The sequence below is a fragment of the Streptomyces sp. NBC_01384 genome, from assembly GCF_045040035.1.
GTDB lineage: Bacteria > Actinomycetota > Actinomycetes > Streptomycetales > Streptomycetaceae > Streptomyces.
The window spans coordinates 543,517-557,900 of sequence record NZ_CP109560.1 but is presented as its reverse complement, the minus strand read 5'-3'; the positions used below and the strand labels follow the sequence as shown (position 1 = coordinate 557,900).

Genomic DNA, 14,384 nt, shown 5'->3' with positions numbered 1-14,384 from the left:
TTGGAGTCAGCGGACAGTGGGGGCGCGCATGCAGGTTTTCTGGTGGCTCTTCGGGGCCGCACTCCTCTTCGAGGCTGCTGGCCGGGGCATCCTGCTCCACCTTGCCCGACTGGCCCGGCGCGGCGTTTCGGGTACGGAGATCATCGCTGTAGCTCTGGCACCTTTCTTCTGCGCGGTGCTCCTACTGCGGTTCGCGGGGATTGCCTCTGCCTTCGTGCTAGCAGGCCAGAATGGGAGTACTTCGGCAGTGCTGTACGGGGTTGGTTCCCTCTGGAGTGCCGTCACCTTCGCGGAGGCCATGAAGACGCTGCACGCGGGCCGGCGGAGGCGGCGACCACGCATGTAGCCCGCGTCGGGTAGATGAGCAAGCTCATCCTCCCCACCCCCGACCAGCAGAACTACGCCCTCACTGCTTGATCACGAGCTCCACTCGAAACGAACCGCATCCAAAGTACTTCAGCCCGGTGCGATGAGTTCCGGGGCCCCCACCGGTATGTACTGGTGGGCCTGTCACAGGCCATGAGGAATCCAAGCCACGAGGAGAGAACTATGACCGTGACCCGATCGCACGACGAGGCCGCAATCAAGGGCGTCCTGGAAGGCATCTACAAGGCCTGGGACGCCGGCGACGCCGACGCCTTCGTCGCGGACTACAGGGACGACGCCACCGCGATCCTGCCCGGCTCCTACCGCAGGTCCAAGGAGGACGTCCGCGAGAACATGGCCGCAGGCTTCGCGTCCTTCCTCAAGGGCAGCACGAGCATCGACAAGCTGGACAGTATCCGTTTCCTGGGCGAGACGGCCGCGGTCGTGGTGAGCGAGACCGGCATCAAGTTCCCGGGCGAGTCCGAGGTCCCCGCCGAGCGCATCGTGTACGCGACCTGGGTGCTGGAGAAGCGTGACGGCGCCTGGCTGCTCGTGGCCTACCACAACAGTCCGGCCGTTGTGCCGAGCTGACGCATGACCCCCACGGGTTCGCGCTGAGCGGACTGCGCCCCGTCCGGTCAACCAGGACGGGGCGCAGTCTCCAACCAGCGTGGATGAGGTATTCGGCAGGCGCAGCCGCCAGGCCCAGTAGGCGCCTCATGCATCGCCAGCCTCTCCGCCGACCACGGACCTCGGGGGGCAATCGGGGACCTCGCCGGCCAGCCGAGCACGGGTCCCGGGGCAGCGAGCGCCGCCCACCGGAACCGTCACGGCACTGGGCGCGGGGCGGCTACTCCGAGTGTGCTCCGGCCAACTCCTCCGCAAGCCCGAAGGCAGCGAATACCTCGGCGTCCTGGAACACCGTGTTGCGGCTGATCCCGGCCGCGGTGATGCTGAGCACCTGCAGGGTGTGCAGGTGGTAGCCACCGCCCTCGACCCGCCAGTAGGCCGCCAGCGCGGGCTGGCCGTTGGCTGCGGTCCGCACCATCCGCCAGTCCTTGCACATCGAGAAGACCCAGTCCATGAACGTACCGTAGTGCTCGCGGCCGATGAACCAGTTGACCATCGGCGGCATCTCCAGCAGCACGTCGTGGGTCAGCAGTTGCTTGATCGCGGCCACGTCGGCGCGCTCGAAGGCCTCGACGAACCGGTCGATCCGTGCGCGCACCTCCTGCTCGGACGGTTCGGCGACCTGGTCCTCGGGGACTCCGGCCTCGCGCAGTTGCCCCCGGGCGCGCTGCAGGGCGCTGTTGACCGCCGGCGTCGACATGCCGAGGATCTCGGCCGACTCCGCTGCGGAGAAGTCCAGGACATCGCGCAGGATCAGCGTGGCCCGCTGACGAGCCGAAAGGTGCTGGACCGCCGCGACGAACGCCAGCCGGAGCGAGCCACGGTCCACCGCGCCCTTCCCCGGGTCCGCCCCGAGCAGCGCGTCCGGCAGGGGCTGCAGCCAGGTCACCTCACCGCGCACCAGCGGCAGGGACGGGTCCTCGCTCGGGGCCACCAGGCCCGACGGCAGGGGACGCCGGCCCCGGCCCTCGAGCGCGGTCAGGCAGGCGTTCGTCGCGATGCGGTACAGCCAGGTGCGGACAGACGCCCGATCCTGGTCGTACTGGTCCCGGGCCCGCCACGCCCGCAGGTAGGTGTCCTGGACCAGGTCCTCGGCATCGTGGACCGATCCCAGCATCCGATAGCAGTGCGCCAGAAGCTCCGACCGGTACTCGTTGATCCGCTGGTCGAAATCCTCTGCGACGGGCGCCATCGTCCCCTGCCTCTCCGGTGCCACAGCTGCAGCGACCATATCGCAAGGACCATAGGCGTACCCCGACCTCCGCCAAGGTGCTACTGCGGAAGGGGCGCGGGGGTACGACCCGGTGGCGCGGGTGCCTTCGTTGTTCTTCGGCAACAGTTCGTGGTCGAGGGCTTGGCAGACGTCGCGGCCCCTCAGCGGGCTGGTCGCTGTTCACATGTGCCTGCGGATCAGTTGCCGATCAGTCGATGCGGTCGTCCAGGCCCAGCACCTGCGGGTAGTCGCTGGGGAAGTCCTCGGGCATACCCGGCACGTCGATGGTGCGCCCGTACACGCCGGCCAGGAACTCGACGGCACCGACCGGGAACTCCGACCAGTCGCCGTTGTCTCCGCGGACGACCACCGGCCATGCGTCCGGGTCCGCGGGGCTCGTCCTCCAGTAGAAGCTATCCCCCCAATTGGACTCCGCCCAGGAGATCAGGCCTCCCGGCTGCGGGAAGGGAACGTAACCCTCAGTGTCCCCCATCTCGTACAGATCCTGAAGGATCTCGTCCTTCCTGGCCTCGGACGCCCACAGCGCCTCGGTGCCGGGCCGGGGAACGGACACGCTCAGGAAGTTGTCGACGACCAGGATCGGATACGCCTCCGCCAGAGAGCGGAAGTCCGAGGGCAGCGCCGTCCCGAGGCCCGCCTCAAGGGCAGCCCAGTCCACGCTACGCCCCCCAGGAACACGCCACCGTGTCATCGACGGAAGCACGGCCTCCAGCTCTTCGACCCTCAGCATGTCGTCTGCCGATCCGGGCTGTTCTCGACCACGACGTTGTTGAACAATACTCCGTCCTCGATGTAGGCAGACATGGTGATGCTGTCCGCCACGCGTTGATCACTGGCTCGATCAACGACCATTGCTCGTCCGACAAGTCGCTCGGGTACGGCGCGCGTTCGCTCACCTCGTCACACCACCGGATCAGCGACCGCAGGCCGGCAGATTCCGCCCGCACCCCACACCATCAGGCGACGACAGGACCACTCAAAGAATTACGAACCGCCCTGTTACGCGGGGATCAGGTGCAGCCGCAGTCCCCAGAAGTAGCGTGAGTGGCTGGCGCAGTACCCGTACTGGGCCCATCCGGCCAGGTCGGAGCGTTTGACGGTCTCGCGGGAACGGCCGCACTCGACCGGCGTGGAGTCCACCGCCCATACATCGTCGGTCCACAGCGTGGTGTCGCGGGCCAGTGTGCGGGTGAGGCGCCGGATCAGATCAGCCGCCTTGCGCAATCGCTTGTTGTAGCCGGGCTGCTGGGGCAGGCAGGGAAAAAGATGCCGCAGGTGCGCGCGGGCGTGCCGCAACCACCGGGCCTTGGAGGTGAAGCCCAACATGACCTGCATCATCGCCAGCGTCATCTGCTCCGCGTCGCTGAGCCGCGGCGCGATGCCCCCGGCCGGCCGCCACGGGGCCCATTGCGGCGAATCCTTCAGCAGATCGTCGGTCTTCACATAGAGCGCGATGGTGAGGGAGTCCAACTCTGTCTTCACACACTGACGTTGGACCCCCTCCTTCCAGCCGCGCGGGCGATTCTCCGGAATGGATCAGCAATGGGAGACCGGTGGCTCCTGCGGACTCAGGCGCCCACTGTCCCGTCGACACCCTCACGCAGAAAGTCCGCGTGCCCGTTGTGGCGGCCGTACTCCAGGAGCACGTGCACCATCACCATCCGCAGCGATACCTCCTCGCTCCATCTTGGCTGATACCCGGCCTGGTCCAGGGACTCGGCCTCCCGCTCGATACGGCGGGAGTTCTCCACCTCGGCCTCCCAGGCTACGAACGCCTCATCCCTGGTCGACGCGCTCGCGTCGTAGGCCGCCTGGAAGTCGATCTTATCGGACCAGACCATGGGAGCGTCGTTGTCCTCGAACACTCGACGGAACCAAGCACGCTCCACCTCCGCCATGTGCCGCACCAGACCGAGCAGCGAAAGCGTGGACGGCGGCATCGACTGCTGCCGCAGCTCCTCGTCGGTAAGCCCTTCGCACTTCATGGCGAGGGTCGCACGGTGGTAGTCGAGAAAAGCCCGCAGCATGTCGCGTTCGCTTCCAAAACTGGGCGGTCCTATGCGATTGTCGCCGGTCACTGGCCGTGCTCCTCATTCGCGCCTGCAGTCATGGCCAGAATCTACTCCCGTCGGCTGTCCCCATACGAGGCCCGTCAACCGGACCTGACTTTCAGTCACCACGAAGGGCTCCGGTCACAGGAATCAGCAAGGCTCATCGGTCACCCGCAGCCGCAACTACCCCTTGGAATCGATCATCTAGTCAGTGCAGATCCACCTGGAAGGGATGGCGGTGGTCGGCGGGACAGATGAAGATCCGCAGGTCGCCCCAACGCCCTACGACGACCTCAGTCACGTCGTCGCTGGACACGGTGAACAGCAGCCTCATCTCGGTGGCGCACGTGTCACATCGGAAGACCATCGGGTGCGTCAGATGCCATGTCGGCCACCCGCCAAGCTTCCATCCCCCGACACGGGTGATCACGTCGCCGCCGTCACCAGTCCTTCGCGCCAGTTCTTCCAGGGCCGGTCGGAACTCGGGAGGCAGTTCCTCACGAAAGGGGAAATCGGCCAGCGGCTCACCAATGATCGTGCATGGCTGTGGCAGATGACCGTCCTCAGAGCGCCGTGAAGGAGAGGGTGACGCCGCCACGGTGCGGCCGATGTCAGCCGCGCGACGCCATCGCACCTCAACGACCGGGCTGACGTCGGCCTGCTGTGCGGGGGGATCCCAGTGTTCGTTGGGGCACCACAGAATCTGCAGGAGATCGGCGCCGGCGGGCCACCATGGTCCTGGCATGTCACGCTCAAAGATCTGGGCGACCGGCACCATCGCCGTCGCAGGTAGTCCTGTGGGGTCCGTCTCGTCGGGTAGCGAGCACGTAGGCCATGGTTCGTCATCGGGCCAGAGCAGCGGCCCGCCGATCGAGCTGTCCCGTGCCGTCGGCTCTCCTCGCTCTGGGCGGAGCACAACGGCCTCGCGAGCAAAGGGCGCGAGGTCCGGCAGAGCATCGAGTATCGCCTTGGTCGAAGGTCTCGAGCTGTGCGTCATGGTGTCTTCCTGTCGGCCGGTCGCAGATCGCTCGTAACGTACAAGTCCCTGGTGACAGCGATACCCTCGCGGGTTCATACGCAGAGCCGGAGGCGGATCTCCACGACGGTGGCAGCGCCTTTGCGCATCTGCGTGGGCAGCAGCGCCAGGTCCTTCGTGGGAGTATTCGGAAACCGTCGGCGCACAACTTGCTGTTGCCGGGTGATCAGCGCGGCGGTCGCCGCGGCGACGGGCAGACGTCGATGGTGGCGGTGGGACTTGTAGTTGTCGTAGACGAGGACGGGCTGCGAGCCGGACGATCACGGGCTCGGGCGCTCGCGCGGCGGCCTGACCACCAAGCTGCACCTGGCCGTCGAACAGGGCCAGAAGCCCATGTCCATCGTGATCAGGGCCGGGCAGCGGGGCGATTCCCCGCAGTTCGAGCCCGTCCTGAACAAGGTCCGTGTCCCGCGTCTTGGGCCGGGCAGGCCGCGCACCCGACCCGATCGCGTGCGCGCCGACAAGGCGTACGCCTCCCGGAAGAACCGTGCTTACCTGCGACGGCGCGGGATCCGCTGCACCATCCCGGACAAGGCCGACCAGGCCCGCAACCGCAAGAAACGCGGCTCGCGCGGCGGTCGGCCGCCGAAGTTCGACCCGCAGGACTACAAGGCTCGGCACGCGGTCGAGTGCGGCATCAACCGCCTCAAGAGGAACCGGGCCGTGGCTACGCGATACGACAAGCTTGCCGTCCGCTACGAAGCCACCGTCCTCATCGCCGCCATCAACGAATGGTTGTGAACGGGCGTGTTGTGGCGGCGCGTGAGCTTCTTCGAAGCCAAGCGTTCTGCTGTCAGCCAAGACCGTCGAGGCTCCGATGGCATAGGCGACAGGATCGTCACATGCAGCCGATCTTCGTTCTCGTGCACAGTCCGTCCGTCGGACCCTCGACCTGGCACCCTGTGGCCGAACACCTGACGGCGGCGGGATACCAGGTACGGGTGCCGTCCCTGCTGCGCATAGGCGCCGGTGCTCCGCCATTTTGGCCCCGCATCGTCAACGCCGTCCGCGACGACCTCCGGCAGGTCTCGGCCGGCAGCCCCGTCACGTTGGTGGCGCACAGCAACGCAGGCTTGTTTCTCCCGGCGATCCGCTCGGGCCTCGACCATCCGGTGACCAGCTCGATCTTCGTCGATGCCGCGCTGCCGGCCCAGATCGGACCGACCCCTGTCGCCTCACCAGAGTTGCTGGAGTTCCTCAGCCCGATGGCTGTGAACGGCAGGCTGCCGCGCTGGACCGATTGGTGGGACGAGGCAGACGTCGCACCCATGTTCTCTGACCCGAAGGTGCGACAGACAGTCACTGAGGAGCAGCCCACCCTGCCGCTGTCCTACTACGAGCAGCACATCCCGGTCCCCGACGGCTGGGACGACCATCCCTGCTCCTACTTGCTGTTCGGCCCTCCGTATGACGACCTTTCCGTCGAGGCGCGCGAACGCGGCTGGCGTGTGGCACACCTGCCCGGCGCACACCTCCATCAGATCATCGATCCTGCCGCCACAGCCCGGCACCTCGTCGAACTCGCCACTACGACTTGATCCACTTCCGATACACGCCCTAAGCGAGTGGTCCTTGGTCTTGGCCCCGGACCGCGTCCGCTCCTGCAGTCCGAAGATGATCTCTGTGACCAGCAGCTCGGGCAGACCGCGCAGGTTGATCTCGCCGGTGATCGTGACGGGGCTGGTGGTCCTCCGCCAGCTCCAGTCCGTTCCGGTGGGCAGTTCCGGTACGGACTGGGCGAGGGCGACGGAGACGGGCCAGTCCACCCGTCCAGCCTGCGGCGATGTCGGCGATGGTGCGCGTCGGCGGCCTCGGGAAGCGGGCCGTGTCGGGGGCTCATACGTTGGTGCAGCATCTCGTGAACCGTGTCCTAGAGCATCACCCTGACCTGCGGCTCTTCAGGCTGTCTCACGTCATGTCATGGCGAGTTCGTCTCAGGAAACGTGTCATTCCCTCCGGTGCAGGCCGGGTTCTGCAGCATGCACCTGCACCCAAGGCGACTACTTATGGTCGGGGCCTTTGTGAGTCTGCGGTCAGTCGAGCTCCCCGGGCCCGTAGTGGGCGTCTGCCGCTCCTGCCTGCAAGGCCCGGTAGCGGTCTCCGTATGACCAGTGCCACCACTTTGTGGGGTAGTTGACGGTGCAGCCAGGCGCCGGGCACTTCCCCGGCTCGACGATCCCGCGTGGTTCACGCGGATACTGGCGGCCTTTCTCGGCTGACCGCGTCGAGCAGCAGCTTCGCGGCCACCGTCGCCCCGTCGGTACGGATCGTGTCGGCCACGGCCCTCGCTCGTGCGCGGGTCTCGGGGGTCAGGGCCGCCTTGAGCGCGGCCGACAGGGACTCGAAGGTCGGAGTCGGTCCGTCGTGTGCCGCGCCGATGCCCAACTCGGCCACCCGGCCGGCCCAGTACGGCTGGTCCACGATCTGGGGTACGACCACCTGGGGCGCGCCGGCCCGGGCGGCCGTCGTCGTGGTGCCCGCGCCGCCGTGGTGCACGACTGCGGCCACCCGGCCGAACAGTGCCTGCTGGTTGACCTCGCCGACGGTGAAGCAGTCGTCCTGGTCGTCGATCAGGCCCAGGTCGGCCCAGCCTCGGGCGACGAGTACGCGGCGGCCCTGCGCGCGGACCGCCTCGATGGCCACCTGGGCGACGTCCGTCGACGCGTGCATGGGCATGCTGCCGAAGCCCACGTACACCGGCGGTTCGCCGGCGTCCAGGAATGCCACCAGCCCCTCCGGGAGCGGGCGTTCGTCCGGCAGGATCCACGCGCCGGTCTGTACGACGTCGAGGTCCGCTGACTCCTGCCACGGCCCCAGGACCGGGTCCGCCGCCAGCCACGGCCGGTCGGTGAAGACATGGCTGCGGACGTCGTCCACCGGTGGCTGGCCGATCGACATCCGGTGAGCGTTAAGCCCTGGGCCGTACAGCGCGTTGAAGCTCTGGGCGTTCAGGTCCCACAGCGCCCGGTTGTCAGTCATGTCCGGTGGGAACGGCCGGCCCGGCAGCGGGTGCGGCGCGTGGTGCGGCGACGGCAGCATGGTCGGAAAGTAGCTCACGTACGCGTAGTGGATGCCCAGTTTCTCGGCCACCGACTGCGCGCCGGCCACAGCCGGGACCAGGCCGGTCGCCACCAGCGCATCACATCCCTCGGCCGCCGCGGCGACCGCGTCGTACTGCGCGGCGACCAACGCGGCCGCGCGCTGGGGCAGGCCCTCCGGCGTCAGCGGCGTCGTCCCGGTCACCAGCGTGCGCACCGGCTCGGCGGCCGGCACCAGCTCCACGCCGACACCGGCCAGCAGCTTCGCGAACTCCTCGTCCGACGGCGCGCACACCCGCACCTCCGCCCCGAGTGCCCGCAGCTGCACCGCGAGTGCCGCCATCGGTTGGACATCCCCGCGCGACCCATACGTCGACAACAACACACGCATTTCGCGACTCCCGTTTCCGCAGATTCTGACCTCGGTCGGCGATTCTGCGGCACGACCGGGGTCTTGCCGCAAGCCCCCGGGTGCGCTATACGTTGAGAGTGGAAAGGAGTGGGTACTCCCCTTTCCCTTCACCGTCCGCTCTGGACGGACAACCTCCTCACGAAGCAACGGCGCGCCGCGTACGGCGGTACCGCCCGCCCAGGAGGATCTCCCCCGGGCCTACGGCTGCAGCCTGCTGGCCTGGGTGGGCGGAGTGATTCGCCCCGGCGAGGGCGGATGCAGAGCTGAGCGTCCAAGTCCCTTTCCAGGGCGGCGAACTGGACGGCGAGGATTGCCTGGGTGGTCCCGAGGTGGCAGGTTTGGCTCACGGCGCGGCGTCCGCCGGGTGGGCGGAGTTCGATACCCATGGACCTGTCTCACGCCACTGTCGTATCCGACATCCATCCGACACCGGCCGTGAGATTCCGACACGGAAAACGAGGCCCTACAGCTGGTGGTGTAGGACCTCGCGACTCGTGGCATAGGGCATCACGCTGACCAGGCACTTTCGGACGTGTCTCAGAGAGTGTCCCTACTTCGGTGTCTCAACTGCCCTGGCATTTCCTCGGCGTGGCGTCGGGCCTGTGCGGAAGGATGAGGCCCGTGCTGACCTACGTGTACCGCGTCACCAAGTACAACCCCGCTGACCGCGACGGACATGGCCACTACACCGGTCCTGAGGACACTGTTGGCGACCACGGCGAGGTAGAGGCGGCCTATCTTCGGACGGTCGCGGCATTCGCCGCGGACACCGGCATCGATCACCTGGTCGTACGCGAACCGCAGGTTCCCTCCCTCGCGCACTTCGGTGTCGAGCCTCCGGTGGATGGTTTCGGGCTGGAAGGACTCTTCCCGTCGGGCCAGGCCGGCTTCCACGACGGGGCGCAGGTGCTGCTCGATATCGCGCTGGACCTGGTGCGGGTCATGCTGCGCGACAGCGGTGCCTGGTGCCGACTGGAGGCGGAGGACTCGTTCGCAGCCCACGTGGGGTGGGACCAGTACCTCTACATCAGCAGCAGCCGGCCTTGCGAGGAAGCGCTGGCCTGCACCCGCGAGCTCGGGCTGTTCCCCGAGCGCCTGGACGCCTCCCCGTACGCCTTCGAGGCCGAGGAGGAAGCGCAGGTCATCCAGCGGCCCGGCGATGATGACTTCTGGGCCGACCTGCACAGGACAGTCGCCACCGGCCACGCAGGAATCCTGGAAGAGACGTATCTCGACGGAGCCTCACGATGGCACCACCTCACCATCGACACCATTGCCCCGGTTCGCGTTGGACTGGCTCCCCGGGCCCGTCTCGCTGTCTGGCCACCCCTGTCCACCGACATCGACGCCGTCCTGCGAGCCCTGCCCGCTGATGGCCTCGTCGAAGGCGTGTGGCAGGACGACGACGGCGGCAACATCCGCAGCGTCATCGCCGACGAGGACGAGTTCCTGGAACTGGCCTCCCGAATATCCAGTGCCCATGCTGCCGCACTCCTGTCTGTATATGCGGGTGAACGTGTGCCTCTGTGCACTGCTGTCATGCCCGACAACGACGGAGTGCTACGGGCTCGTTGGCGGACCGAGCCGACGCCGAGCGACCGCGACTGGGCACTTCGTCAGCCCAAAGGGTGAGCGCTCCGACCGGCCTGTCTCAGATTCGTGGCCGATCGGCCACCGGGTGGCCACTGGCCCTGAGATTCGGCCACGGGATCTGAGATCCCACAGCTGGTGGGGCTCGGGGTTGTCGTGGAGGTCTGTGATGCCCCGACCGCTGTGGAGCGGCGCCATTTCTTTTGGCCTGGTGACGGTGCTTATCTAGATCTGGCGCCTGTCTGCCCAGGCCAGACGAGTGTGACTGGCTGAGGGACGTAAGGTCAGTCTCGTCAACGCAGGTCGTCAACGAAGAACTGGCCGCGGGAGTGTTGAAGCGGGCTCGCAGGTAGCAGCCGACTGCCGAGTAGTACTGCGAAGGCCCCGACGGTCAGCAGCCCGCCGGCGAGGAAGACGCCTCGCACGTCGGCGAGCGGCAGGACCAGTGCCCCGATTGCGGCGCGTGCCGCGATGCCGGCGTTGTAGGCGCCGGAGTTCGCCGCGAGGGCGATATCTGTGCGGCCCGGCGCGCAGTGCAGCATCTCGTTCTGGGTGACCATGAAGACCGGCCCGAGTGCTCCGCCCCTGAGGGCCAGGAACATCACCGCCGCCACTGGATGAGTGCCGACCGCGTACAAGCCGAGCATGCCCACCGCCTGCGTGGCTACGGCCGTGGGTAGCGCGGACTGCGGGAAGCGGTCCAGCAACGCCCCGGTGATGCTCACCCCGGCCAGGCAGGCGACACCGAAAACCACGAGCAGGGCGCTGCCCGTGCTCGGGGAGAACCCGCTCACGTCGCCCAGGAACTTCACGATGTATGTGTATCCGGTGAACGCCCCGGTGGCGGACAGGGTCCCGGTCGCCAGCACCGTCCCGAACCGCCGGACGTCGGGACTGGCTGCGTAGGCGGCGGGTTCTTCTTCCGGACGCGAGGTCGGCAGCAGAACGGCGATCGTCGCCAGAGAGACGAGTCCCAGAGCCGCCAGCATGGCGACGGGCACCTGCCAGTCGCTCTGTCGGCCCAGCCAGGTCCCGGCAGGAACACCGAGCACGAGGGCGAGAGAACCTGCGACGGACAGCGCCCCGACCACACGCCCGCGGACCCCAAAGCCTGTTTCTGATGCTGACACGTCAAACTGACTCCTGACCCCGGCTCCGCCTCACACGTCGCCGACGGATGATCGCGCGGCCGAGGACGCGTACCTGAGGGCGCGTGACCTGCCACCAGGAGGTTCGGTCGAGGAGGTGGCCTACTTTCCTGGGGCGAGGCCGGGCGTCATGTCAAGGCGGGGTACGAGGAGGAGTTCTTCGACACCCACAAGGTCGGAGAGATCGAAGCCTTCCATGTCGGCGGCCTGCTCCGCGCTGGCCAGGAACGTGCGGACGACCTCAGCGGGCTCCGCGCCGTCCGGGTAGGAGACCAGCGCAAACAGCCGGTGCGAGGGTGAGTCTGGTTCTGTCCACACTCCGTGGGTGGTGACGCCGAAACGGCGCAGGCTCGGCACATGCCGTGGCCAGTGGACATTCGCGTAGGCGTCGAGCGCTTCGGCTGTGCGAAGGGTGTAGGTCCTGAGCTGGTACAGCATGGGAATGGTTCTCCGTCCTTTGAGGGTCATCCCGGCTTTGGGCCGGCATGGACGTGCGGGCTGAAGGGTCAGCTGGAGGCTGCCGCAGGGACGGCAGTGGCGAGGTGTTGCCGTGTGCCGCGCCGTCCGGTCGGAGATCCGGCCGGACGGACGTGACCCTGATGCGGCGCTAGCTCCAGGCCACCGGGACGGGAACGTCGGTGGGGGCGGTGAGTTGCGCCATCAGGCCGGCGAAGTCTTCGAGGTGCCAGGTGACGACGATCCGGTTGTCGCGCAGTGGATGTCCATCGTGCGTATCTCGATGCGCCGACCGGTGGGCTCGTGTCCCATGAAGGCGCCCTGATGCGTTCCGCTGACCGTGTTCCTGACGGCCACCCGGTCGCCTCCGACGACAAGGTCCTCGTGCGTGACGTCGTAGTCGGGCATCGCCCGGCGGAATGCCGCGATCTGTGCCGCCATGCCTGCGGGCCCCTGCTCCTGGCCGGGGGCGAGCGGGATGTCGATCCAGTCGTCGGCGAGGATCTCGCCGTAGACGGTGGTGTCGCCGGTGCGGAACGGCTCGTAGAAGGCGCGGACGACGTCGACGATGCCCGAGCCGGAACGCGTGTCGGAGCCGGTGACTGCGGACGTGCCGGGCTGGTTCGGAGTAGTCATGAGACTGACTTTCTGGTGACGGAACGGACTGGGCAGGGCATGCACGTGATGACGGTGACGAGGACCTGGCGGGTCGGGTCGCCGGGGTGGCCCGCGTCCGCGCTACGCGAGCGCGAGGATGAGGCCGACGGTGATGAGTAGCACGGCTGTGACCGCGTGGATACTCAGCGCATCGCGGAGGGTTCCTCCGTTGGTCCGGACGATGACGGCGTCTCCGATCGGGGTGATTGCCGCGGCGAGCATGGCCCAGCCGAAGACATGGGAGCCGGCGGCCGCGAGGACTACGAGTGGCACCACTCCAGAGGTGATGTCGCGAACGCCCTTGATGCTGGTCAAGGCACGGAGGCTGTCTTCGGGCACCCCGAATCCGGCCATCGCGACCTGGGGGGCCAGCAGAAACCGGCCGCCGATGAACAGAATGAAGGCACAGCCGAGGAGCGCGACGACGAGAGCGGCGATCACCATGAGGAATCCTTTCCACGTTATCTATCGATGTTCGATAACGACGTTAGCATACGGTTGCCCGGCGCGCTTCCGCATCGCCGACGGCGCGTCCGCCGACGCCGCCGGGTGCCGCGCAAGCCGGCCGGGCGAGCGGGCCACCGTTCGCTAGCGCCGATATGTAACCGTGTTATGGTCATTGCCATGTCCCCCAAACCGGCTCCTGACCTGGACCTGCGGCGCGCTCAGATCATCCGCGTCGCACGAGAGCTCGCCGAGTCGGACGGCTGGGCGGCGGTGACGATGCGCCAGGTCGCCTCTCGGATCGGCGTCACGCAGCCGGTGCTCTACTCGGCCTTCTCCGGCCGACAGGCACTCATCGACGCCGTGGCCCTCAGCGGGTTCACCGAAATCGCCGAAGCGCTCGAAGCGGTCGACGCCGAGCCCATGGCGCGCATGCGCGCCTACCTCGAGTTCGCCGTAGCGCGGCCCCACCTGTACGAGGCCATGTTCTCGATGCCCTCGGGCCTGGGATTCGGGACCGGGAGCGCCCCTGAACCGCTACGGCGTGCCTTCGCGGCGATCCACGAAGCCTTCCCGGGACCCGACCACACCAGGGCGGAAGTCGCCTGGGCAACCCTGCACGGCCTTGCCACCCTCCAGATGGGTGGACGCCAGCCGGAATCGCGCGTACAGAGCCGACTGGAACACGCCCACCACATACTGACCCGGTGATGTTGCGACGACCGGTTGAGTTCGGGGAGTACACGAGCAGTGAATTCCGTACGGTGATACGGGAGTTGGATATGAGGCAGAGCATGGGCCGAGTGGGCTCGTGTTACGTTAACGCCGCGGCGGAGAGTTGGTTTGCCCTACTTAAGGCCGAGATCGGCACCGCAGTGTGGGCGACGCGGGCCGAGGCTCGCGCTGACGTCTTCTGCTTCATCGAGGTTGAATACAACCGCACCAGGCTCCGCAGGCATCCCGAGCTCGGGTACCTCACCCCGCTCGAAACCCGAGCCAGGCTGCAACAAGACTTCACCCCCGCAGCGTAGAAACCCGCTGTCCAAGATCAGGGGGGAACTTCAGCAAGGGGTTCGAGGTCTCCAAGGACACGCTGGTCACTTCCGTGCCTGATGCACCCAACGGCCCGGTGAGCCGCGATCATTGACGGACTCGCAGTACCTTTTCCTTTTTCTGAAAGGCGATTGCCAGTGGACGCGCTGCCCCTTCCCGACGATGCGCCCGCCTCTCGTCCTTCGCCCGCGCCTGCCGGGGAGGCGGTAGCCGTACCGGGGTGGGGACGCCGGATCACGGTGCCGTGCCCGGAGTGCGGTCTGCCCACG

The 14,384-nt window shown here is 67.4% G+C and carries 13 protein-coding genes and 4 pseudogenes; 6 read left to right on the top strand and 11 right to left on the bottom strand.

Annotation, left to right across the window (positions count from 1 at the left end):
• The first annotated feature begins 549 nt into the window (after positions 1 to 549).
• Positions 550 to 957, top strand: a complete 408-nt coding sequence (locus OG747_RS50125) for an SgcJ/EcaC family oxidoreductase (RefSeq protein ID WP_331743989.1) — start codon at positions 550 to 552, stop codon at positions 955 to 957.
• 259 nt (positions 958 to 1,216) lie between these two features.
• On the opposite strand, the gene OG747_RS50120 is transcribed toward OG747_RS50125, so the two are convergent.
• The 5 genes and pseudogenes from OG747_RS50120 to OG747_RS50100 form a co-directional block, all read right to left on the bottom strand.
• On the bottom strand, positions 1,217 to 2,227 hold the full coding sequence (locus OG747_RS50120) for a sigma-70 family RNA polymerase sigma factor (RefSeq protein WP_331743992.1): 1,011 nt from the start codon (positions 2,225 to 2,227) through the stop codon (positions 1,217 to 1,219).
• Between the two features lie 190 nt (positions 2,228 to 2,417).
• Entirely contained in the window at positions 2,418 to 2,888 is a 471-nt protein-coding gene (locus OG747_RS50115; protein WP_331743995.1) for a hypothetical protein, read from the bottom strand.
• A gap of 350 nt (positions 2,889 to 3,238) precedes the next feature.
• Positions 3,239 to 3,712, bottom strand: a pseudogene (locus OG747_RS50110) (IS982 family transposase); the annotation flags it as partial.
• Positions 3,713 to 3,798: 86 nt separating this feature from the next.
• Positions 3,799 to 4,308, bottom strand: coding sequence for a DinB family protein (locus OG747_RS50105; RefSeq protein ID WP_331743998.1), 510 nt, complete (start codon positions 4,306 to 4,308; stop codon positions 3,799 to 3,801).
• A gap of 181 nt (positions 4,309 to 4,489) precedes the next feature.
• Complete coding sequence (locus OG747_RS50100; protein ID WP_331744001.1) at positions 4,490 to 5,059, bottom strand: hypothetical protein; 570 nt, start codon at positions 5,057 to 5,059, stop codon at positions 4,490 to 4,492.
• A gap of 507 nt (positions 5,060 to 5,566) precedes the next feature.
• Between OG747_RS50100 and OG747_RS50095 the strand changes: the two are divergent.
• Both OG747_RS50095 and OG747_RS50090 read left to right on the top strand, forming a co-directional pair.
• Positions 5,567 to 6,058 (top strand): annotated as a pseudogene (locus OG747_RS50095) (IS5 family transposase); the annotation flags it as partial.
• A gap of 101 nt (positions 6,059 to 6,159) precedes the next feature.
• Positions 6,160 to 6,855, top strand: coding sequence for an alpha/beta hydrolase (locus OG747_RS50090; protein WP_331744004.1), 696 nt, complete (start codon positions 6,160 to 6,162; stop codon positions 6,853 to 6,855).
• 495 nt (positions 6,856 to 7,350) lie between these two features.
• Here OG747_RS50090 and OG747_RS50085 read toward each other — a convergent pair.
• Positions 7,351 to 7,455, bottom strand: a pseudogene (locus tag OG747_RS50085) (dipeptidase); the annotation flags it as partial.
• Between the two features lie 49 nt (positions 7,456 to 7,504).
• Positions 7,505 to 8,746 carry a glycosyltransferase gene (locus OG747_RS50080; RefSeq protein WP_331744006.1) on the bottom strand — a complete coding sequence of 414 codons (1,242 nt, stop codon included), beginning with the start codon at positions 8,744 to 8,746 and terminating at the stop codon, positions 7,505 to 7,507.
• Positions 8,747 to 9,388: 642 nt separating this feature from the next.
• Between OG747_RS50080 and OG747_RS50075 the strand changes: the two genes are divergently transcribed.
• On the top strand, positions 9,389 to 10,399 hold the full coding sequence (locus OG747_RS50075) for an RNA-binding protein (RefSeq protein ID WP_405886329.1): 1,011 nt from the start codon (positions 9,389 to 9,391) through the stop codon (positions 10,397 to 10,399).
• 251 nt (positions 10,400 to 10,650) lie between these two features.
• Here OG747_RS50075 and OG747_RS50070 read toward each other — a convergent pair.
• From OG747_RS50070 to OG747_RS50055, 4 genes and pseudogenes are all read right to left on the bottom strand, one after another.
• Positions 10,651 to 11,460, bottom strand: a pseudogene (locus OG747_RS50070) (MFS transporter); the annotation flags it as partial.
• A 147-nt stretch (positions 11,461 to 11,607) separates the two neighbouring features.
• Entirely contained in the window at positions 11,608 to 11,943 is a 336-nt protein-coding gene (locus tag OG747_RS50065; RefSeq protein WP_331765115.1) for an NIPSNAP family protein, read from the bottom strand.
• Between the two features lie 222 nt (positions 11,944 to 12,165).
• Positions 12,166 to 12,597 (bottom strand): ester cyclase, encoded by a 432-nt coding sequence (locus tag OG747_RS50060; RefSeq protein ID WP_331744014.1) that lies wholly within the window; start codon positions 12,595 to 12,597, stop codon positions 12,166 to 12,168.
• 102 nt (positions 12,598 to 12,699) lie between these two features.
• Positions 12,700 to 13,062 (bottom strand): DUF4267 domain-containing protein, encoded by a 363-nt coding sequence (locus tag OG747_RS50055; RefSeq protein ID WP_331744018.1) that lies wholly within the window; start codon positions 13,060 to 13,062, stop codon positions 12,700 to 12,702.
• Positions 13,063 to 13,242: 180 nt separating this feature from the next.
• On the opposite strand from OG747_RS50055, the gene OG747_RS50050 reads away from it, so the two are divergent.
• Both OG747_RS50050 and OG747_RS50045 read left to right on the top strand, forming a co-directional pair.
• A complete protein-coding gene (locus OG747_RS50050) occupies positions 13,243 to 13,773 on the top strand; it encodes a TetR/AcrR family transcriptional regulator (RefSeq protein WP_331765113.1) in 531 nt (176 codons plus the stop codon).
• Complete coding sequence (locus OG747_RS50045) at positions 13,773 to 14,093, top strand: integrase core domain-containing protein (RefSeq protein WP_405886546.1); 321 nt, start codon at positions 13,773 to 13,775, stop codon at positions 14,091 to 14,093. The genes OG747_RS50050 and OG747_RS50045 overlap by 1 nt, the downstream gene beginning before the upstream one ends.
• Positions 14,094 to 14,384 lie beyond the last annotated feature (291 nt).